At 72.2% G+C, this 19,373-nt stretch carries 18 protein-coding genes; 10 read left to right on the forward strand and 8 right to left on the reverse strand.

Annotated features, from left to right (window positions below):
- Positions 1-33: 33 nt before the first annotated feature.
- Positions 34-351 carry an ATP-dependent Clp protease adapter ClpS gene (gene clpS, locus ACH4F2_RS02655; protein WP_073723603.1) on the reverse strand — a complete coding sequence of 106 codons (318 nt, stop codon included), beginning with the start codon at positions 349-351 and terminating at the stop codon, positions 34-36.
- Between the two features lie 179 nt (positions 352-530).
- Between clpS and ACH4F2_RS02660 the strand changes: the two genes are divergently transcribed.
- Both ACH4F2_RS02660 and ACH4F2_RS02665 read left to right on the forward strand, forming a co-directional pair.
- Entirely contained in the window at positions 531-1,886 is a 1,356-nt protein-coding gene (locus ACH4F2_RS02660) for a nicotinate phosphoribosyltransferase (protein ID WP_398130849.1), read from the forward strand.
- A gap of 123 nt (positions 1,887-2,009) precedes the next feature.
- The gene (locus ACH4F2_RS02665) at positions 2,010-2,597 is read left to right on the forward strand and encodes a nicotinamidase (protein WP_398130850.1); all 588 of its coding nucleotides are present in this window, start codon (positions 2,010-2,012) and stop codon (positions 2,595-2,597) included.
- Positions 2,598-2,725: 128 nt separating this feature from the next.
- On the opposite strand, the gene ACH4F2_RS02670 is transcribed toward ACH4F2_RS02665, so the two are convergent.
- Together ACH4F2_RS02670 and ACH4F2_RS02675 are read right to left on the reverse strand one after the other, a co-directional pair.
- Positions 2,726-3,067 (reverse strand): hypothetical protein, encoded by a 342-nt coding sequence (locus ACH4F2_RS02670; protein WP_398130851.1) that lies wholly within the window; start codon positions 3,065-3,067, stop codon positions 2,726-2,728.
- Positions 3,068-3,201: 134 nt separating this feature from the next.
- Positions 3,202-5,553: an immune inhibitor A domain-containing protein gene (locus ACH4F2_RS02675; RefSeq protein ID WP_398130852.1), complete on the reverse strand. Its 2,352-nt coding sequence runs from the start codon at positions 5,551-5,553 to the stop codon at positions 3,202-3,204.
- Between the two features lie 435 nt (positions 5,554-5,988).
- Here ACH4F2_RS02675 and ACH4F2_RS02680 point away from each other — a divergent pair, with 435 nt between their 5' ends.
- On the forward strand, positions 5,989-6,273 hold the full coding sequence (locus ACH4F2_RS02680) for a hypothetical protein (RefSeq protein WP_398130853.1): 285 nt from the start codon (positions 5,989-5,991) through the stop codon (positions 6,271-6,273).
- Positions 6,274-6,290: 17 nt separating this feature from the next.
- Here the strand turns inward: ACH4F2_RS02680 and ACH4F2_RS02685 are convergent, their stop codons facing one another.
- Positions 6,291-7,124 (reverse strand): RDD family protein, encoded by an 834-nt coding sequence (locus tag ACH4F2_RS02685; RefSeq protein WP_398130854.1) that lies wholly within the window; start codon positions 7,122-7,124, stop codon positions 6,291-6,293.
- Between the two features lie 307 nt (positions 7,125-7,431).
- Positions 7,432-9,129 carry an RDD family protein gene (locus tag ACH4F2_RS02690; RefSeq protein ID WP_398130855.1) on the reverse strand — a complete coding sequence of 566 codons (1,698 nt, stop codon included), beginning with the start codon at positions 9,127-9,129 and terminating at the stop codon, positions 7,432-7,434.
- A gap of 284 nt (positions 9,130-9,413) precedes the next feature.
- On the opposite strand from ACH4F2_RS02690, the gene ACH4F2_RS02695 reads away from it, so the two are divergent.
- Positions 9,414-9,800, forward strand: coding sequence for an SsgA family sporulation/cell division regulator (locus tag ACH4F2_RS02695; protein WP_398130901.1), 387 nt, complete (start codon positions 9,414-9,416; stop codon positions 9,798-9,800).
- Between the two features lie 28 nt (positions 9,801-9,828).
- On the opposite strand, the gene ACH4F2_RS02700 is transcribed toward ACH4F2_RS02695, so the two are convergent.
- The gene (locus ACH4F2_RS02700) at positions 9,829-11,307 is read right to left on the reverse strand and encodes an FAD-binding oxidoreductase (RefSeq protein ID WP_398130902.1); all 1,479 of its coding nucleotides are present in this window, start codon (positions 11,305-11,307) and stop codon (positions 9,829-9,831) included.
- 92 nt (positions 11,308-11,399) lie between these two features.
- On the opposite strand from ACH4F2_RS02700, the gene ACH4F2_RS02705 reads away from it, so the two are divergent.
- Positions 11,400-12,797: a tetratricopeptide repeat protein gene (locus ACH4F2_RS02705; RefSeq protein ID WP_398130856.1), complete on the forward strand. Its 1,398-nt coding sequence runs from the start codon at positions 11,400-11,402 to the stop codon at positions 12,795-12,797.
- Positions 12,798-12,810: 13 nt separating this feature from the next.
- Here ACH4F2_RS02705 and hppD read toward each other — a convergent pair whose 3' ends face one another.
- On the reverse strand, positions 12,811-13,956 hold the full coding sequence (hppD, locus tag ACH4F2_RS02710; protein WP_398130857.1) for a 4-hydroxyphenylpyruvate dioxygenase: 1,146 nt from the start codon (positions 13,954-13,956) through the stop codon (positions 12,811-12,813).
- A gap of 124 nt (positions 13,957-14,080) precedes the next feature.
- On the opposite strand from hppD, the gene ACH4F2_RS02715 reads away from it, so the two are divergent.
- From ACH4F2_RS02715 to ACH4F2_RS02735, 5 genes are all read left to right on the forward strand, one after another.
- A complete protein-coding gene (locus ACH4F2_RS02715; protein WP_398130858.1) occupies positions 14,081-14,563 on the forward strand; it encodes an Lrp/AsnC family transcriptional regulator in 483 nt (160 codons plus the stop codon).
- A 27-nt stretch (positions 14,564-14,590) separates the two neighbouring features.
- Complete coding sequence (locus ACH4F2_RS02720; RefSeq protein WP_398130859.1) at positions 14,591-15,238, forward strand: ABC transporter permease; 648 nt, start codon at positions 14,591-14,593, stop codon at positions 15,236-15,238.
- Between the two features lie 55 nt (positions 15,239-15,293).
- Positions 15,294-16,544, forward strand: a complete 1,251-nt coding sequence (locus tag ACH4F2_RS02725) for a betaine/proline/choline family ABC transporter ATP-binding protein (protein WP_398130860.1) — start codon at positions 15,294-15,296, stop codon at positions 16,542-16,544.
- Between the two features lie 122 nt (positions 16,545-16,666).
- The gene (locus tag ACH4F2_RS02730) at positions 16,667-17,446 is read left to right on the forward strand and encodes an ABC transporter permease (RefSeq protein ID WP_398130903.1); all 780 of its coding nucleotides are present in this window, start codon (positions 16,667-16,669) and stop codon (positions 17,444-17,446) included.
- Positions 17,443-18,414 (forward strand): glycine betaine ABC transporter substrate-binding protein, encoded by a 972-nt coding sequence (locus ACH4F2_RS02735; protein ID WP_398130861.1) that lies wholly within the window; start codon positions 17,443-17,445, stop codon positions 18,412-18,414. Before ACH4F2_RS02730 ends, ACH4F2_RS02735 begins: the two co-directional genes overlap by 4 nt.
- Before the next feature lie 13 nt (positions 18,415-18,427).
- On the opposite strand, the gene ACH4F2_RS02740 is transcribed toward ACH4F2_RS02735, so the two are convergent.
- Positions 18,428-19,207, reverse strand: coding sequence for a S16 family serine protease (locus ACH4F2_RS02740; protein WP_398130862.1), 780 nt, complete (start codon positions 19,205-19,207; stop codon positions 18,428-18,430).
- Positions 19,208-19,373: the final 166 nt, after the last annotated feature.

Raw genomic sequence — 19,373 nt, forward strand, 5'->3', positions numbered from 1 at the left:
TTCAGCTACTTCCGTCCTGCGGGCGGGCGAGGGTCATTTCCGGTCCTGCTGGAGGGTGGCCCACAGGCCGTAGCCGTGCATGGCCTGGACATCCCGCTCCATCTCCTCGCGCGAGCCGCTGGAGACGACCGCCCGGCCCTTGTGGTGGACGTCCATCATGAGCTTGGTGGCCTTGTCCTTGGAGTACCCGAAGTACGACTGGAAGACGTACGTCACGTAGCTCATGAGGTTGACGGGATCGTTGTGGACGATCGTCACCCAGGGCACGTCGGGCTCGGGTACGGCGAAGACCTCCTCGGCGGACTCGGTCTTCTCGATCTCCATGGGTGCGGCTGCCGTCACATGGCCCATGCTGCCACCACAGGGGGGCACTCGCACAAACGGGCCTGTGGCGGGCGCCACGCCCCCACAAATCGTCAGACTGACGAAATGGGGGTACGATCCTCGCCATGCTGCATGCACCGGGGGACGACCCCCGGACCCCCGGCCGCCCCGGGGGCGCCCGGCGAGTGAACGGCTAGGAGAGTTTCGTGGGCATAGCGGACCTTGGGCTGCCGGTGGACGTCCCGTCGACGGCGCTCTTCACGGACCAGTACGAGCTGACCATGCTGCGGGCCGCCCTGAAGGCGGGCACGGCCGGGCGGCGGAGCGTGTTCGAGGTCTTCACCCGACGGCTGCCCGACGGGCGCCGCTACGGCGTCGTGGCGGGCACCGGCCGGGTGCTGGACGCGGTGGAGAACTTCCGCTTCGACGCGGACGTCCTGCGCTTCCTGCGCGAGCGGGGCATCGTCGACGAGGAGACCCTGGACTGGCTCGCCCGGTACCGCTTCAGCGGCGACATCTGGGGCTACCCCGAGGGCGAGGTGTACTTCCCGGGCTCGCCGATCATGCGGGTCGAGGGGACCTTCGGCGAGTGCGTGCTGCTGGAGACGGTGATCCTCTCCATCCTCAACCACGACTCGGCGATCGCCGCCGCCGCCTCCCGGATGGCCTCGGCCGCCGGGGACCGTCCGCTGATCGAGATGGGCGCCCGCCGCACCCACGAGCTGGCCGCGGTGGCCGCCGCCCGCTCCGCCTACGTCGGCGGCTTCGCGACCACCTCCGACCTGGCCGCCGGGTTCCGCTACAACATCCCCACCGTCGGCACCTCCGCGCACGCCTTCACCCTGCTGCACGACAACGAGCGCGACGCCTTCCGGGCCCAGGTGGACGCGCTCGGCCGGGACACCACGCTCCTCGTGGACACCTACGACGTCGCCGAGGCCGTCCGTACGGCCGTGGAGACCGCCGGGCCCGAGCTGGGCGCCGTACGCATCGACTCCGGCGACCTGCTGCTGGTCGCCCACCGGGTGCGCCAGCAGCTCGACGAGCTCGGCGCCACGCAGACGAAGATCGTCGTGACCTCGGACCTGGACGAGTACGCCATCGCCTCGCTGGCGGCGGCGCCCGTGGACGCGTACGGCGTCGGGACCCAGCTGGTGACCGGGTCCGGGCACCCGACGGCCTCGATGGTCTACAAGCTCGTCGCCCGCGCCGAGTCCAGCGGCTCCACGGACGAGGGAGCGCCGCTGGTGCCGGTGGCCAAGAAGTCCAGCGGCGGCAAGACCTCGATCGGCGGACGCAAATGGGCCGCCCGGCGGCTGGACGCCCACGGCTACGCCGAGGCCGAGGTGGTCGGCACCGGGCCGGTGCCCGCCGCCCTCGCCGACCGGCAGCTGCTCGTCGAGCTGGTCAAGGGCGGTGAGGTCGTGGCCCGTGAGCCGCTGGACGCCGCCCGGGACCGGCACGCGGCCGCCCGCGCCAACCTCCCGCTGTCCGCCACCCAGCTCTCCCGAGGGGAACCCGTCATTCCGACGGAGTACGTGCACGGGGGCTCGGGTAGCTAAAGCTGGTGCGGCGCGACAGGCCCCGCGCCGGCCCGCACCACCCGTCCAAGTCCCCGCACCCGTCCACTCCCGCACCCGTCCCCTCCCGACCCCACAAGTCGACCCAGTCGAAGGACACCGACCATGCGCCGCGCCTTGATCGTCGTAGACGTGCAGAACGACTTCTGCGAGGGAGGCAGCCTCGCGGTGTCCGGCGGTGCCGACGTGGCCGCCGCCATCACCGAGCTGATCGGGCAGGCGCCCGCCGGCTACCGCCACGTCGTGGCCACCCGCGACCACCACGTCGCACCGGGCGGCCACTTCGCCGACAACCCCGACTACGTCCACTCCTGGCCGGCGCACTGCGTCGCCGGCACGGAAGGGGTCGGCTTCCACCCGAACTTCGCCCCCGCCGTCGCCTCCGGCGCGATAGACGCCGTCTTCGACAAGGGGGCGTACTCGGCGGCCTACAGCGGCTTCGAGGGCGCCGACGAGAACGGCACGTCCCTCGCCGACTGGCTGCGGACCCGGGAGGTCGACGAGGTCGACGTCGTGGGCATCGCCACCGACCACTGCGTACGGGCCACCGCCCTGGACGCCGCGCGCGAGGGTTTCCGTACGCAGGTGCTGCTCGACCTGACCGCCGGGGTGGCCGCGGAGACCACCGAGCGGGCGCTGGAGGAGCTGCGGGAGGCGGGAGTGGAGCTGTCCGGGAAGCCCGTCGTCCAGTAGCCCTCCGGGTAACCCGTCGTCCGGTAACGGCAGCCGCCGGGCGTCCGCCGCCCCCGGGCGCGGGACCCCGGCAACCGCCCGTGGCCCGAGGCCTGAGGTCCGAGGCCTGAGGTCCGAGGCAGGTCACCTCACGTCTGGGCCGTCGGGCGTCTGATCAGGGCCCGGATGGGGTGCCACAGTTCCTGGACGAGCTCCGGGCCGCCCACGGCGCCCGCCACCGGCGCCGTGCGCCATATGAGGCCGTCCGGATGGTGCAGGACCGCCGTGATCTCGTCCGGGGTCGGCGGTGCGGCGTTGCCTCGCAGGTAGACCGCGCGCAGGCCCAGGTTGCGCAGCCTGGTCAGGGCGCGCGCCCGGTTGGGCGCGTGGACGAGCACGCGCACGCTGCCCTCGGGGGCGGCGGGGCTGGGCAGGTTCAGTGCCACCACCACCGTGCCGTTCGGCAGCTTGCAGAAGCCTCCTGCGGCCATGCGGTCATACCCCCGTATCAGCCGGTGTCGGTCCGGGTGTCAATAAGACAAGCACAGGACGCACCTAAACACGGATCGGCGGCGACCCGCCAGGGCGTCACCGCCGATCATGCTCTGACCTGGGCAGATGCTATTTACCTGCCCGCGGGAGCGACCTCGAGCTCGATCGTCGAGCCGTTCTTGGCCTCCTTGAGGATCTCGATCTTCGTGTTGGTGTCAGTGATCTTGACGCCGGCGGTCGGGTTCGACTCGTCGTAGTAGTCGTCGGCGCGGTCGTTGAAGACCGACACGCCCTTCGAGCCCGGGATCCAGGTCGCCACGTCCGCCTTGTGCAGCGTCATGCCGTCCGTGCGGTAGCGGCTGAACGGCGAGTCGTACGCCTGGACGCGGTTGCGCATCAGCGTGCCGTCGGAGTACTTCAGCGCGGCCGGGTGCGAGTCGACCGGCAGGAGCAGGCCGGTGCCCGGGTGCTGGCTGGTGTTGTTGTCCGCCTGGGAGGTGTCCCACTTCCAGATCAGCAGGCCGTTCTGGTACGCGTAGTGCTCCACCCAGTTCGGGCGCGACGTGAAGCCGAAGTTGTACGGGCCGGTCTTCAGCGTCTCGTCGTACGACACGTACTGCCGGTTCTCGGCGATGTAGTACTGCGCGTAGTCCTTGGTGAAGGACGCGCCGACGCGGGTGAAGCCGTCGGCCGTCCAGGCGGCGTCCGCGCTCTCGGCGTTGTCGGAGAAGAGCGTCCCGCCGTCGGCCGTCACCGTGATCCGGTCGGCCGCGAAGCCCTTCTGGGCCACGCCGCCGTCGGTCTGGTAGCGGAAGCGCAGGTCGATCTTCTTGCCGGCGTAGGCGTCCAGCGGGTAGGCCAGCTTGCCGTAGGCCTCGACCGTGGCGCTCAGGGCCGGCTTGTCGCTGCCGTCGCGCTCGATCGGCCGGCCGTCGAAGGTGCCGTCCAGGGCGGTCCAGTTGGCGCCGCCGTCGGTGGACACCTCGGCGTAGAGGTAGTCGTAGTTGGCCTCGATGTCGTACCAGCCGTCGAGGGTGAGGGCGGCCGACTTCCTACCGGTCAGGTCGACGCCGCGGGCCAGGGTGTTCTTGAGGTTGTCACCGCTGCCGCTCCACCACTGGGTGGTGCCCTCGGCGGGAGTGACGATCTCGGTGGTGACCGCCTTCTTCGGCAGCTCGACGACCAGGCCCTGCTTGTGCTTGGTGTTGTACTCGGCGACGCCCAGCTTGTGCCAGGAGTTCACGCCCGCCTTGGCGGTGTCGTAGCTGAGCCAGCCCAGTTGGAGCTTGTCCCAGGCGGTCATGTCGCCGGGCAGGTCGCCGATCTCGTTGCGGCCGGTGCCGAGCCAGGAACCGGACGACATCAGCGTCCAGAAGCCGGTGGAGTTCTCGCCGCCGGCGGTGTCGTAGTGGTCCGGCAGACCGAGGTCGTGGCCGTACTCGTGGGCGTAGACGCCGAGTCCGCCGTTCTCCGGCTGGACGGTGTAGTCGCCGACCCAGACGCCGGTGGATCCGATCTGGGCGCCGCCGAGACGGTTCCGGTCGGGGCCGGTGGCGCCGGCGTCGGTGCCGAAGGCGTACCAGCGGTGGGCCCAGATCGCGTCGGTGCCCTGGACGCCGCCGCCCGCGGACTCGTCCTCGCCGGCGTGCACGATCTGGAAGTGGTCGATGTAGCCGTCGGGCTCGTTGAAGTCGCCGTCGCCGTCGAAGTCGTAGCGGTCCCACTCGTCGAACCGGGCGACGTCCGCCTTGATCTGGGCGTCGGTGCGGCCGGCCGCCTTCTGCTGCTCGACCCAGGCGGTCAGGCCGTCGCTGACGACGTTCCACACGCTGGGGCAGTTGGTGTCGCCGCAGTCGTTGTTGCCGTAGCGGGCCTCGTTGTAGGGGACCTTGACCCAGTCGGAGACCTCGCCCTCGACGGAGTAGCGGCCGGAGGACTGCTTCTCGTAGTACGTCTTGACCGAGTTGACGCCCTTGCCGGAACCGAAGTACAGGTCCTGGAAGTGCTGCTGGTCGTAGTCGGCCTTCCAGGCCGTGGAGTTGTCGGTCCTCCGGTCGGGCTTGGCTATCCGGTTGTGCAGCGGGCCGGCGTCGCCGCCGTAACGGCTGTCGATCTTGTCGCCGAACTCGACGAGGATGGTGAAGATCTTGTCGGTCTTCTCCCGGCCCAGCTCGACGTACTTGGCGTCGCCCTTCTTGCTCTTGAGCTGGACGACGTTGGAGCCGTCCTTCTTCTTCACCGAGGCCTTGCCGGATATGACCTGGTTCAGGGCCTCTTCGCGCTGGGCCTGCTGAGTGTCGCTCATGGGGCCCTTGAGGTCATGGGAGTCCATGCCCTTCGCAGGGTGCGGGTCGTGGCGGTCCACGGCTTCGGGCCGGGCGGGCGAGTCCGCCTGCGCCACGCCGGCCGCGGAGAGCGTGGCGGTGGCGGCGGCGAGTGCGACGGTGGTCGCCGCCGTTCTGAACGTCCAGGATCTGCTGGTCACTTGAGTTCCTCCCCCGCGTGCACGCGCGCGGATGGGGGGACAAGGGCAGGGCAGGTCCGCGCACACGTGATCAACGCGTGTAGTCAAGTGACGACATTTGACTAGAGGTTCATCAGAAAAGACAGACCTTGACTGGAGCAGAACAAGTGCACTATGCGGAGTGGGCGTTCGCTTTACGGACACCGAATGGTGACCGCCGTGGCCGCCGGGACCCCCGGGACGCCTCCGACGGGCGCGCGGGACCGTCCACTTCCCGGACGCCATGAATCCGTGCGCCCCCCGTGCATCCGCCGTGTCGGTTAGGTCATGCTTACTGCCGGTTCCGCTCGGGCACACAGCGGGTTAGAGTCGCTTGGCGGAACGCCCGGGAGCCGGCGGAATGCCAGGCCGACAACCCGTCCCACCCCCAGATTCTCTTCCGAGGACACGATGGCCATGCCCCGTCCGACTGCCACACAGTTCGCCTACGGTTCGTGCACGGTGATCTTCTCGACGCTCGCCATGCTGCTGCTGTCACAGACGAGTTCGGGTCCCGGAATCGCCGTCATCGCCGTCGCGGCGCTCGCCCTCGGGCTGCTGGTCGCCATGACGGCGCCCCTGCCCAGGACGCGCACCGTGACCGCCGTGCCGTCGCGCGGGCCGGCCGCGGCCCAGGAACCGGTGCCGGCGGCCCGGGTCTCCGCGGGGGCGGGCGAACCGGCCCGGGGCCGCGCCGCCTGACGCCGACTCCCGGCACCTCAACGAGCGCTTACCACCACCGTCTTGGCGGCCTTGTCGTGCAGGCCCTGCTTGTAGGGCCGGTCGAAGAAGCTCCAGCCGCCGGCGATGATCGTCCAGACACAGGCGCAGCAGAAGGCGAACGGAATCCACAGCACCAGGGCGCGGATCAGCGAGGTCTGCACCGAGGGCGTGGCGCCGTCGTCCAGGTTGGCCACCCGCAGTCCGAGCCACTTCTTGCCGAGGGTCTGGCCCGACCTGGCGGTCATGTAGGTGTCGTAGGCGATGTACAGCACGGCGGCGATCAGGGACTGCCAGAAGGACGCGCCGACCGAGACGTCCTCGCCGTCCACCTGGTACTCCTGGACGTCGAAGGCCCAGCTGAGCAGCCAGACCACGATGCCCACGAGGATCATGTCGATGATCCTGGCGAGCGTGCGCTTTCCGCTGTCGGCGAGCGGGGCCATGCCGGCCAGCGGATCGGTGGGGTAGGAACCGCCACCGTACGGATCACCGCCGTAGGGACCACCGCCACCGGGAGGCGGAGCGCCGTAAGGGCCGCCACCACCGGGAGGCGGGGCGCCGTAGGGACCGCCACCACCACTGCCAGGAGGCGGGGGCGTGCTGCCGCCGTACGGCGGGGGGTGGCCGGCACCGCCGTGCGGGGGCGGGTTGTCGTACGGCGAGCCCGACCCGCCCGCGCCGGGGCCGGGACCGGGGCCGGGGCCGGGACCGGGGCCGGGGCCGGGACCGGGGCCGGGGCCCGGCTCCGGCCCTGGGGACGGGGGACGCTTCCTGAACGGGTCGTCTTCCGGCGGCTGCCCGCCGGAGCCGGGGGGCGGTTCGCTGCTCATGGCCCGAGTCGACCGCGAACCCCCGGGCCGCGCACCCGGCGAGCCGCCGTCCGGAGTACGGGGTGCATCCGGCGGTGGCACCGGGATACGCCCCGCGCGACGCGGGCCGCGCGGGACGCGGGCTGGAGTGCGCAGGCCGAGCGCGGACGGCGCGCGCCCGCGGCCCTGATGTCGGGTGCGGGCGGCCGGGGGCGACCGTGGCCGGGCCGCGGGGTGCCGCAGCGCGCGGGATCACGGCGGGGTCGCCGCGTGATCGGCGGCGGCTTCCGCCCGAGGCCGGGGGCGAACGCGTCGGCCTCGCCTCGGGTCAGCCGGCTACGAAGGTGCGGGCCGCCTTGTCGTGCCAGCACTGGCGCCACGGGCGGTCGAACAGACACCACACGACGCCGATCACACCGACGACCAGGAGGCCGGGGACGCTGTATACGAGCCAGCGGCGCAGGGCCGCGCCGAAGGCCGGGGGCTCGTGGGCCTCGATGTCCCGTACCTCCAGGCCGAGCAGCTTCTTGCCCAGGGTGCGGCCCCACTTGGCGGTGGGCAGCGCCTCGTAGGCGACGCCGGAGAGCAGCAGTACGGCGAGCACGATGCCCAGGTACGTGGACGTCGTGCCGTCGAGCAGCCACACCGTGACGGTCTCGCCGGAGAGCTTCGCCTCGTCGATCTTGTCCTTGACGTGGTCGAACCCCTTGACACCGAGGGGTACGGCGGCCGCCGCGGTGACGCATCCGAGGACGACGGTGTCGATCAGCCGGGCGGCCAGGCGCTTGCCGAGCCCGGCGGGGCGGGCCGCCGCCTGGCGCCGGGCGGCGGCCTGGAACACGTCCTCGACCGGCGGTTTCCAGGGCGCGACGGGCTGCTCGTCACCGCCGGCGCCCGCGAGCCGGTGCACCTGCTGCGCCCAGGAGGACTGGCCGCCACCGGGTCCGGGCGCGATCGGGGCGGAGGCGGCGGGCTGCTGGGGCGAGGCGGCCGGCTGCGGCACGGCGGCCTGGTGCGGGACGGCCGAGCCGGTGGGGCCGGTGGGGCCGGTGGGGACGGTGGGGCCGGTGGGGCCTGCCTGGCCGGTGGGGCCGCCCTTCTGCTGCGGGCCGGAGAGGGCCGTGGGCGCGGCGGCCGAGGGGGCCTGCGCGGCGGCGGCTCGGGCGGCGGCGGCCTTCCCCGCGCCGAAGCCGGGGCCGCCCGCCGCCGCGGTGCGCGGGGGGACCGCGCGGAAGGTCATGGTGCCCTCGTCGGCAGCGGCGCCGTCCGGGCCACCCTGGGCCCCTGCCGTCGGTCGCCGGAAGACGAAGGTACTGCCCGACCCGGCCTCCGCCTCGCCCGCGGACGCGGCCCCCGGCGAGGCGTCCGCCCGCGCGGAACGGGCGTCCCCGCCCTGCGCGGGCCCGCCCCCGGCGGATCCGGCGTCAGCGGTTCGGCCACCGCCCGCGGAACCCTCGGCCACGGAGCCGCCCCCGGCGCGGGCACCGCCCGGTGCCTCCGCACCCGTACCCGTACTCGTACCGGCACCGGCGGGTCCGCCGGGGGCATGCCCGTCCTGGACGCCGCCCGCGGTCCTCGCACCGGGGATCCCGCCCGCGGCGGCGGGACCGGGCTCGGCCGCCGCTCCCCCGGCCGGCCCCGCGCCCCGGGCGTGCGGGACCCTCGGGTCCTCGCCCTGGGCAGGGCCCGGCCAGTCGACGCGCTGGTTCGGGTCACCGGGAAAGCCGGACTGGTGGGAGCGGTCGGCGCCCCAGGCCGTCGCGGGTTCCGGGCGGCTGCCGTGCTGGGACGCGGCGGGCGGCTCCCCGACCGGGTCCTCGTCGAAGAAGTGCGGGCCGGTCTCCTCGACGGAGTGCCGCGCGCCGGGCGGAGGCGCGAGCGGTTCGCCGTCCTTGGGGGCGGGCCGGCTCGTGCCCGGCACCCAGGAGGCGCCGTTCCAGTACCGGACATATCCAGGAATGGACGGGTCCGGGTAATACCCTTCGCGGGGCCTGTCATCGCCGGGGGCCGGGGTTGGGGCGCTCATGTCCGTCGTCCCGTATCTGCTCGGGGGTTGTTATGGGGGCTCAACATCTATCAGACGGGCGCAATCCGCACCGCCGGTCCCGCCCGACCCGCCCCTTTCCGGGCAACCTCGTGCATGGACCTTCACTCCCGGGACAGATGTTGGAGCAAGTTCCGCGAACCCCGCGCAACACTCGCGGCCCCGCCGCTCACTCGTGCGGGGCCCGCTCCAGGCAGCCCGTGCGGGCCCGTACGAGAGAGGACCACCCGGCCGTGCGCCCGAACCCCACCGTCGTGGAACGCGAAATGGAGCTGAGGCTCGTCCTGTCGCCCGAGCGCGGCATCCCGGTACCGGCGCTGCTCCGCTACCGCACCGACGACCCGTACGCCGTCCACATCACCTTCCACATCGGCTCCGGGCGCCCGGTGCACTGGACGTTCGCCCGCGACCTGCTGGTGGAGGGGGTGTTCCGGCCGTGCGGTCACGGGGACGTGCGGGTGTGGCCGACCAAGGCGGCGGGCCGCGGCGTCGTGCTGATGGCGCTGAGCGGCCCCGGCGGGGACGCCCTCCTGGAGGCGCCCGCGGCACAGGTGTCGGCCTGGCTGGAGCGGACCCTGCGGGCGGTGCCGCCGGGCACCGAGGACGGGCAGAGGGGCCTCGACGACGGGCTGGCCGAACTGCTCGCCCGGTGAGGGGCGGCACGCATCGCGGGAGCGTGCGTCAGAAGAGCTTGCCGGGGTTGAGGATGTCCAGCGGGTCGAAGGCCTGCTTGATCGCCCGCTGCATCTCCAGACCCACCGGGCCGATCTCCCGTGCCAGCCACTCCTTCTTCAGTACGCCCACGCCGTGCTCGCCGGTGATGGTGCCGCCGAGTTCCAGGCCGAGGGCCATGATCTCGTCGAAGGACTCGCGGGCCCGCCGGGACTCGTCGGGGTCGGCCGCGTCGAAGCAGACCGTGGGGTGGGTGTTGCCGTCGCCCGCGTGGGCGCAGACCCCGATGGTGAGGCCGTACTTCGCCGCGACGCGTTCGATGCCCTCCAGCATGTCGCCGAGCCGGGACCGGGGCACGCACACGTCGTCGATCATCGTCGTGCCCTTGACGGCTTCGAGGGCGGTGAGGGACAGGCGGCGGGCCTGGAGGAGGAGTTCGGACTCGGCCGCGTCGTCGGCGGGGACCACCTGGGTGGCACCGGCGGCCTCGCACAGCGCGCCGACGGCGGCGAGGTCGGCGGCCGGGTCGGCGGTGTCGAAGGCGGCGAGCAGGAGTGCCTCGGTGGTCTCCGGCAGACCCATGTGGGCGAGGTCGTTCACCGCCTTGACGGTCGTCCGGTCCATCAGTTCGAGGAGGGACGGCACGTGGCCCCCCTCCATGATCCGGCAGACGGCGTCGCAGGCGGCGGACGCGGAGGCGAACTCGGCGGCCAGCACCAGTTGCCCGGGCGGCTTGGGGCGCAGGGCGAGGACGGCCCGTACGACGATGCCGAGGGAGCCCTCGGAGCCGACGAACAGGCGGGTGAGGTCGTACCCGGCGACACCCTTCGCGGTGCGGCGGCCGGTGGACATCAGGCGGCCGTCGGCGAGGACGACGTCGAGGCCGAGGACGTACTCGGCGGTCACCCCGTACTTGACGCAGCACAGGCCGCCGGAGGCGGTGCCGATGTTGCCGCCGATGGTGCACGTCTCCCAGCTGGAGGGGTCGGGCGGGTAGTACAGGCCGTGTTCGTTCACCGCGCGGGAGAGCGTGGCGTTGACGACGCCCGGTTCGACGACGGCGATCCGGTCGACCGGGTTGATCTCCAGGATGCGGTCCATCCTGGTCAGGGAGAGGATCACGCAGCCGTCGGTGGCGTTGGCGCCGCCGGACAGGCCGGTGCGGGCGCCCTGCGGGACGACGGGGACGCGCAGCTCGGTGGCGGTGCGCATGACGTGCTGGACGTCCTCCACGGTGCGCGGCAGGACGACCACGGCGGGGGCGCCGGCCGGGCAGAAGCTCGCCATGTCGTTGGCGTAGGAGGCGGTGACGTCGGGGTCGGTGAGGACGGCCTCGGCGGGGAGGCCGGCGAGCAGCCGGTCGACGAGGGGGCCCAGGACCGCGGTGGCCGGGGCCGGCGTGGCCGGGGTCGCCGTGGCCGGGGTCGCCGTGGCTGCGGCGGCTGCGTCGTCTTCGTCGCGAGGCGCTTCGATACGGCTCATGATCACAGGTTGGCACTCGGGGCCATCGGTGTGAACCCCGTCGACGGCATCCAGCGCAAGCCCGAGTGTGCTTGTCATACAGGCGCACAGTAGGCGTCATGCAGATCGAACACGGGCGGCGAGTCCGCCGGCGCCGGACGCTGATCGCCTCCGGCGCCGGGGCGGCCGTACTCGGCGGGGTCCTGGTGCTGCTGCCCTGGGACGGGGGCGACGCCCCACCGCCCGCGCCGGGGCCGGCGGCGCTGGCGCGGAGCGCGGTCACCACGGGGGCGCCGGCCGCGCTCGGAGACCTGGCGGTGCTGATCGGCGACCGGGAGACCCACCTGCGGGCGCATCCGCTGGACGGGGCATCGTGGGCGGTGCTGGGGGCGGCGTACGTCGAACGGGGCCGGCGTACGGCGGACACCACGAACTGGCCGGAGGCCGAGAAGGCGCTGCGCACCTCGCTGAAGGTCGGCGCGGAGCGCAATCCGCGGGCGCTGGAGGGGCTGGCGGCACTGGCGGTGGCGCGGCGGGACTTCCCCTCGGCGAAGAAGTGGGGCGAGAGCGCGGTGAAGGCGGCGCCGAAGCGGTGGACGGCGCACGCGGTGCTGATCGACGCGTACACCGGGCTCGGCGACCAGGAGGGTGTGGGGCGGGCGCTGGACAAGGTGATGGAGCTGCGTCCGGACGCCCCGGCCGTGGGGGCGCGGGCGGCGGCCGTCTACCGGGACCGGGGCTGGCGGGAGGACGCGGCGGCCCGGATCTCCGACGCGGCGGCGGCCGCCGAAGCGCCGGCCGAGCGGGCGGCGTACCTGGAGCAGGCCGGGCGGCTGGCGTTCGAGCGCGGGGACCGCGAGGAGGCGCTGCGCTTCTTCCAGGAGGCGCTGCGCACCGACCCCGACCAGCGGGCCGCGCAGGCCGGGCAGGGGCGGACGCTGGCGGCGCTGGGCCGGACGACGGACGCGCTGTCCGCGTACCAGGCGGCGCTCGCCAAGCGGCCGGCTCCGGAGTACGCCCTGGAGCTGGGCGAGCTGTACGAGTCGCTGGGCCTCGGGCAGGCCGCGCGGGTGCAGTACGACCTGCTGCGCGAGCGGGTGCGGGCCTCCGGGGCGGCCGGGGGCGACGAGGAGCTGGTGCTGGGGCGGTTCGAGGCGGACCACGGGGACCCGGCGTCGGCGGTGCGGCGGCTGCGGGCCGAGTGGGGGCGGCAGCCGGGGACCGCGGTGGCCGACGCGCTGGGCTGGGCGCTGCACCGGGCCGGTGAGCACGAGGAGGCGCTCGAGTTCGCGACGATCGCGACGGACGGCGACAAGGGCGGCGGGGTGCGCAGCGCGCTGTACGTGTTCCACCGGGGTGTGATCGAGAAGAAGCTGGAGCGGTACGGGCCCGCGCGGCGGCATCTGCGGGAGGCGCTGATGATCAACCCGTACTTCTCGCCGCTGCGGGCGCCCGAGGCGGAGCGGGCGCTGGCGGAGCTGGGCGAGCCCTCGGTGGAGGACCCGCCCGGCGCCTAGGGCGGCCCGGCCGTCAGAGGTTGCCGCGCTTCTCCTGCTCGCGCTCGATCGCCTCGAACAGGGCCTTGAAGTTGCCCTTGCCGAAGCCCATCGAGCCGTGCCGTTCGATGAGCTCGAAGAAGACGGTCGGGCGGTCCTGGACCGGCTTGGTGAAGATCTGCAGCAGGTAGCCGTCCTCGTCGCGGTCGACGAGGATCTTCAGCTCGCGCAGCGTCTCCACGGGGACGCGCGTCTCGCCGGCCCACTCGCCGAGCGTGTCGTAGTACGAGTCGGGCGTGCTCAGGAACTGGACGCCGGCCGCCTTCATCGTGCGCACGGTCTGCACGATGTCGTTGGTGTTCAGCGCGATGTGCTGGACGCCGGCGCCGCCGTAGAACTCCAGGTACTCGTCGATCTGGGACTTCTTCTTGGCGACGGCGGGCTCGTTGATCGGGAACTTGACCTTGAGGGTGCCGTCGGCGACGACCTTGGACATCAGCGCGCTGTACTCGGTGGCGATGTCGTCGCCCACGAACTCCTTCATGTTCGTGAAGCCCATGACCTTGTTGTAGAAGCCGACCCACTCGTTCATGCGGCCGAGTTCCACGTTGCCGACGCAGTGGTCGACGGCCTGGAAGGTGCGCTGCGCGGGCGGCTCGACCATCGGCTCGGCGGCGGCGTAGCCGGGCAGGTAGGGGCCGTCGTAGCCGCTGCGCTCGACGAGGGTGTGGCGGGTCTGGCCGTACGTGGCGATGGCGGCGAGGACGACGGTGCCGTGCTCGTCCTTGACCTCGTACGGCTCGGCGACCGAGCGGGCGCCGTGCTCGACGGCGTAGGCGTGGGCGGCGCGCGCGTCCGGGACCTCGATGGCGAGGTCGACGACGCCGTCGCCGTGCTCGGCCACGTGCCGGGTGAGGAAGTCGCCCCACTCGGTGGCGGGCTTGATCACCGAGGTGAACACGAAGCGGGCGGAGCCGTTCTCCAGGACGTACGCAGCGGTCTCGCGGCTGCCGTTCTCCGGTCCGGAGTAGGCGACCAGCTTCATGCCGAAGGCGGTGGAGTAGTAGTGCGCGGCCTGTTTGGCGTTGCCCACGGCGAAGACGACCGCGTCCATTCCCTTGACCGGGAAGGGGTCGGCCTGCCGGGCGGTGTCGGGAGTGTGGTGTGTGGTCTGCGTCATAGCCGCAGGTTCTCCCGCGTCTGCAAGGTGCGCAATAGTTCGCTCATTCACTGGGCAACCTGACCAGTGATACGGCGATGGTTGCAGGCGATCTGTACAGGATGACCAGCCGAGGGGGACGGGAATGGCGATCGATCGACTGGACGGTCTGATCATCGGACTGCTGGCGCGGGAGCCGCGGATCGGGGTGCTGGAGATGTCCCGGCGGCTGGGGGTGGCGCGCGGCACCGCGCAGGCGCGCCTCGACCGGCTTCAGTCGAACGGAGTCATCCGCGGATTCGGTCCCGAGGTGGATCCGGCGGCGCTCGGCTACCCGGTGACCGCGTTCGCGACGCTGGAGATCCGGCAGGGCCAAGGGGCCGACGTACGGGCCCACTTGGCGACCGTTCCGGAGGTGCTGGAGCTGCACACCACCACCGGCACCGGGGACATGCTGTGCCGGCTGGTGGCCCGCTCGAACGCCGATCTCCAGCGGGTGATCGACCGGGTCGTCGGTTTTGATGGCATCGTCCGGGCCGCCACGGCGATCGTCATGGAGAACCCCGTTCCGCTGCGGATCATCCCGCTGGTGGAGCAGGCGGCCCGCGACAGGGACAGCAGCGACTGAGACCGGCCGACCCGGAGGTGAGCGCACGTGAACTTCTGGGAGTTCCTGGGCAGCCGCCACCAGCAGCTGCTCACCGACGCCTACCAGCACGCCAGCGCGGTCTTCCAGTGCATGGTCGTCGCGACGCTGCTCGGGGTGCTGATCGGCGTCGTCACCTACCGCAGCGAGTGGGCGGGGAACCTGGCGACCCTGACCACGTCGACCATTCTGACCATCCCGTCGCTGGCCATGATCGGCCTGCTCATCCCGGTCGTGGGCCTCGGTGTGCCGCCGACGGTGACCGCGCTGACCCTGTACGGGCTGCTGCCCATCGTGCGCAACGCGATCGTCGGCCTGCGCGGGGTCGACCCGGCACTGGTGGACGCGGCCACGGGCATCGGGATGTCGCGTCCGGCCCGGCTGCTGAAGGTGGAGCTGCCGCTGGCCTGGCCGCCCATCCTCACCGGGATCCGGGTCTCGACGCAGATGCTGATGGGCATCGCCGCGATCGCCGCCTACGCCTCCGGCCCGGGGCTCGGAAACGAGATCTTCCGCGGGATCGCCTCGCTGGGCAGCAAGAACGCGCTCAACCAGGTCCTCGCGGGCACCCTCGGGATCATCATCCTGGCACTGCTGTTCGACGCCGCGTACGTGCTGCTCGGACGGCTGACCATTCCGAGGGGGATCCGTGTCTGAGACAGGGGGATCCGTGTCCGGGACAGAGGCATCCGTGTCCGAGACAAGGGGATCCGTGTCCGAGAACAGCCACAGCGCCGCCACCGGGGCGACCATCGAGCTGGACTGCCTCACCAAGCGCTACCCCGGCAACCCGCGGCCGGCCGTCGAGAACGTGTCGATGGAGATCGGCGCGGGCGAGACGGTGATCTTCGTCGGCCCCTCGGGCTGCGGGAAGTCCACCACCCTGAAGATGATCAACCGGCTGATCGAGCCCAGCGGCGGACGCATCCGCATCAACGGCGAGGACGTCACCGACATCGACCCGGTGAAGCTGCGCCGCAAGGTCGGCTACGCGATCCAGTCCTCCGGCCTCTTCCCGCACATGACCGTCGCCCAGAACATCGCGCTGGTACCGAAGATGATCGGCTGGTCGAAGGCGCGGATCCGGTCGCGGGTGGAGGAGATGCTCGACCTGGTGGGACTGGACGCCGGCGAGTTCCAGGGCCGCTACCCGCGCCAGCTGTCCGGCGGCCAGCAGCAGCGGGTGGGCGTGGCGCGGGCGCTGGCCGCCGATCCGCCGGTGCTCCTGATGGACGAGCCGTTCGGCGCGGTGGACCCGATCACCCGGGACCACCTCCAGGACGAGCTGATCCGGCTCCAGCGCGAGCTGCACAAGACGATCGTCTTCGTCACCCACGACTTCGACGAGGCGATCAAGCTGGGCGACCGGATCGCCGTGCTGCGCGAACGCTCCCACATCGCGCAGTTCGACACCCCGGAGGCCATCCTCACCAACCCTGCGGACGACTTCGTCTCCGGCTTCGTGGGCGCCGGGGCGGCGCTGAAGCGGCTGAACCTGACCCGCGTACGGGACGTGGCGATCACCGACTACCCGACGGTGACCGTGGAGGACCCGCTCCAGCACATCTTCGATCAGCTGCGGGCGGCCGGCACCAACGAGATCCTCCTCCTCGACCGGCGCGGGCGGCCGTACAAGTGGCTCCGGCGCGGCGACCTGATGCGGGCCAAGGGTTCACTGGCGCGGGCCGGGACGCTGGTGCACGACTGGGTGACCCGGGACGCGACGCTGCGGGACGCGCTGGAGGCGGTGCTCACCGACAACGCGGGGCGCGTCGCGGTCACCGGGCGGCGCGGCGAGTACGAGGGCGTCGTCGACATGGAGACGCTGATGAACTCCGTGCACGAGCTGCTGGAGGCCGACCGGCTGGACGCGCTGGAGCACCAGCACGACCTGGAGGAGACCCGGGCCGAGCAGACCCATGCCGAGCAGGAGGGCTTCACGGGGGACGGGACCAAGGAGTGAGCACCTCTTCTTCCGGCCCCACCCGCGGCTCGTCCCGCGGCTCGTCGTCCGGCTCCCCTGCCGGCCGGCGGACCGAGGACGAGCCCGGGACCGGGAGGAGCGCCCAGGACGACGAGGACGAGGTGGAGCAGGAGCCGCGCCCGCCGTCCCCGGCGGGCGCGGAGCGGCGGGTCGGCTGGCGGAAGCTGACCTTCCTGCCCGCGGTCCTGGTCGCCGTACTGCTGGCCACCTGGCTGTGGTTCCGGCAGGCCGACCTGGACGCGCTGAGCGAGAACGCCCTGTCGGACGGCCAGGTCACCAAGGCCCTGTGGCAGCACGTCCAGCTGACGGTGATCTCCACCTTCTTCGTGCTGATCATCGCGATCCCGCTGGGCGTGCTGCTCACCCGACGAGCGTTTCGCAAGGCCACGCCGGTGGCGATGGCGTTCGCCAACATGGGCCAGGCCACCCCGGCGATCGGCCTGCTGGCGCTGCTGGTGATCTGGCTGGGCATCGGCCGCCGGGCCGCCCTGATCGGCATCATCATCTACGCCGTCCTGCCGGTGCTCTCCAACACCATCGCGGGCCTGAAGGCGAACGACCCCACGCTCCTGGAGGCGGCCCGCGGCATCGGCATGTCCCCGCTGGGCGTGCTCACCCGGGTGGAGCTGCCGCTCGCCGTCCCGCTGATCCTGGCCGGCGTGCGCACGGCCCTCGTGCTGAACGTCGGTACGGCGACCCTGGCGACCTTCGGCGGGGGCGGCGGCCTCGGTGTGCTGATCACCACCGGTATCACCAGCCAGCGCATGCCGGTGCTGGTGCTCGGCTCGGTCCTCACCGTCGCCCTGGCGCTGCTGGTGGACTGGCTGGCCTCGCTCGCCGAACTGCTGCTGCGCCCGCGCGGACTGGAGGCGGGGACATGAGACGGCGTACGCGCATCCTGCTGGCCGCTTCGGTCCTGACCGCGGCCGCCGCGGGCTGCGGCCTGACCAGCGGCTCCCCCATGGTCGACGACGTCGGACCCGGCACCATCGGGAAGGGCCGGCCGCTGGAGGGCGCCGACCTGACCGTCACCTCCAAGGAGTTCACCGAGCAGCTGATCCTCGGCGCGATCATGGGCATCGCCTTCGAGGCGGCCGGCGCGGAGGTCCTCGACCGCACCGGCATCCAGGGCTCCGTCGGCACCCGCGCGGCGGTCCAGAACGGCGACGCCGACGCCACGTACGAGTACACGGGCACCGCCTGGATCACGTACCTGGGCAACAGCAGGCCGATTCCCGACCCGCGGCAGCAGTGGGAGGCGGTACGCGACGCCGATGCGAAGAACGACATCACCTGGCTGCCGCCGGCGCCGATGAACAACACCTACGCGCTGGCGATGAACCAGGCCGGCCACAGGAAGTACGGCACGAACACGCTGTCGGAGGTCGCCGGGCTGTCGAAGTCCGACCCCGGCGCGGTGACGCTGTGCGTGGAGGGCGAGTTCGCCAACCGCGCGGACGGGCTGCCGGGGCTGGAGAAGGCGTACGGGATGGACATCCCGGCCGGGAACATCACGCAGATGGACACCGGCATCATCTACACCCAGACCGCGAAGGGCGCCTGCACCTACGGCGAGGTGTTCACCACCGACGGGCGGATCAAGTCCATGAACCTGGTGGTGGTGGAGGACGACAGGAAGTTCTTCCCGAACTACAACGCGGCGCCCATGGTCAGGACCGCCACCCTGGAGAAATGGCCGGCGATCGCCTCCGTCCTCGCGCCGGTCACCGAGGCGCTGACCAACGACGTCGCACGGGACCTGAACGCGAAGGTCGACGTGGACGGCGAGGACCCGCACCATGTGGCACTGGACTGGATGATCGAGAAGGGCTTCGTGAAGGAGGGCTGAGCCGGCGCCCGCCTCAGCAGGCCGGGACCTCGCCCTTTCCCGTCTCCAGGGCCTCGAGCGAGTCCACCGCGCCCTTCAGGGTGGTGACCGGGATCAGCCGCAGCCCCTTCGGCAGCTCGGCCCGCGCGTCGGAGCACTCCGCCTTCGGCACCAGGAAGACGGTGGCCCCGTCCCGTCGGGCGGCCTGCGTCTTCAGCGGCACGCCGCCCACGGCTCCGACCTTGCCGCCGGTGGTGATCGTGCCGGTCCCGGCGATGACCTCGCCGCCGGTGAGGTCGCCGGCGCCCAGCTTGTCGATGATGCCGAGGGAGAACAGCAGTCCGGCGCTGGGGCCGCCGACGTCCTCCAGGCGCAGTTCGACGTCGACGTCCGCCTCGTCGAGCTTCAGGTGGTCCAGCGCGGCCGTGGTCGCCGCGTCCTGGGACTCCTTCATCTGCTCCTCGTTGTACTCCTCGATCTCCTCGACGCCGTCGCCGCTCGGGTAGACGGCGTCGCGCGGCATGACCGCGCGCTCGGTGCTGAACCAGCTGTCGAGCACGTCACCGAGGCGGACGTCGGCGTCGGGGCCGGTCGCCTCGATCGTCGTCATCCGCAGCTGGCCGCTCGTGTCGTGCGTCGGCGCGCCCTTGATCGTGATCACGGGGGCGCCCTGGTTCTTCCCCAGCACGTCGGCCGTCAGTCCCGGCCGCGCCACGGAGAACGGCAACGGCGCGAACCCGGCGGTGGCGAGCAGCGCCACGACGGGCAGAGCGCAGACGGCGAGGGTCTGGGGACGCGTGAGACGAGAGAGCACGGAGTCAATCTAACGCGAGGCGCCCGCCGGCCCGGTTGCGGGCACTCCACGTCGGTACGGGGTCCGGGCGCCGCCGTGCGGCCCGGCACGACGGCACGGCACGACGGCACGACCCGGCGATCCGGCGACCCGGCGGTCCGACACAGCAGCGCGGCCCGAAACGACG

It is taken from the genome of Streptomyces sp. NPDC017890, assembly GCF_044328675.1.
Classification (GTDB): domain Bacteria; phylum Actinomycetota; class Actinomycetes; order Streptomycetales; family Streptomycetaceae; genus Streptomyces.

What these genes read in the sequence shown, in the direction of transcription:
- ACH4F2_RS02680 (WP_398130853.1), top strand. Translation starts at nt 5,989, where the DNA reads ATGCCCCGTCCGACTGCCACACAGTTCGCCTACGGTTCGTGCACGGTG.
- ACH4F2_RS02735 (WP_398130861.1), top strand. Translation starts at nt 17,443, where the DNA reads ATGAGACGGCGTACGCGCATCCTGCTGGCCGCTTCGGTCCTGACCGCG.
- hppD (WP_398130857.1), bottom strand. Translation starts at nt 13,956, where the DNA reads ATGACGCAGACCACACACCACACTCCCGACACCGCCCGGCAGGCCGAC.
- clpS (WP_073723603.1), bottom strand. Translation starts at nt 351, where the DNA reads ATGGGCCATGTGACGGCAGCCGCACCCATGGAGATCGAGAAGACCGAG.
- ACH4F2_RS02685 (WP_398130854.1), bottom strand. Translation starts at nt 7,124, where the DNA reads ATGAGCAGCGAACCGCCCCCCGGCTCCGGCGGGCAGCCGCCGGAAGAC.
- ACH4F2_RS02665 (WP_398130850.1), top strand. Translation starts at nt 2,010, where the DNA reads ATGCGCCGCGCCTTGATCGTCGTAGACGTGCAGAACGACTTCTGCGAG.
- ACH4F2_RS02705 (WP_398130856.1), top strand. Translation starts at nt 11,400, where the DNA reads ATGCAGATCGAACACGGGCGGCGAGTCCGCCGGCGCCGGACGCTGATC.
- ACH4F2_RS02695 (WP_398130901.1), top strand. Translation starts at nt 9,414, where the DNA reads ATGGAGCTGAGGCTCGTCCTGTCGCCCGAGCGCGGCATCCCGGTACCG.
- ACH4F2_RS02715 (WP_398130858.1), top strand. Translation starts at nt 14,081, where the DNA reads ATGGCGATCGATCGACTGGACGGTCTGATCATCGGACTGCTGGCGCGG.
- ACH4F2_RS02670 (WP_398130851.1), bottom strand. Translation starts at nt 3,067, where the DNA reads ATGGCCGCAGGAGGCTTCTGCAAGCTGCCGAACGGCACGGTGGTGGTG.
- ACH4F2_RS02690 (WP_398130855.1), bottom strand. Translation starts at nt 9,129, where the DNA reads ATGAGCGCCCCAACCCCGGCCCCCGGCGATGACAGGCCCCGCGAAGGG.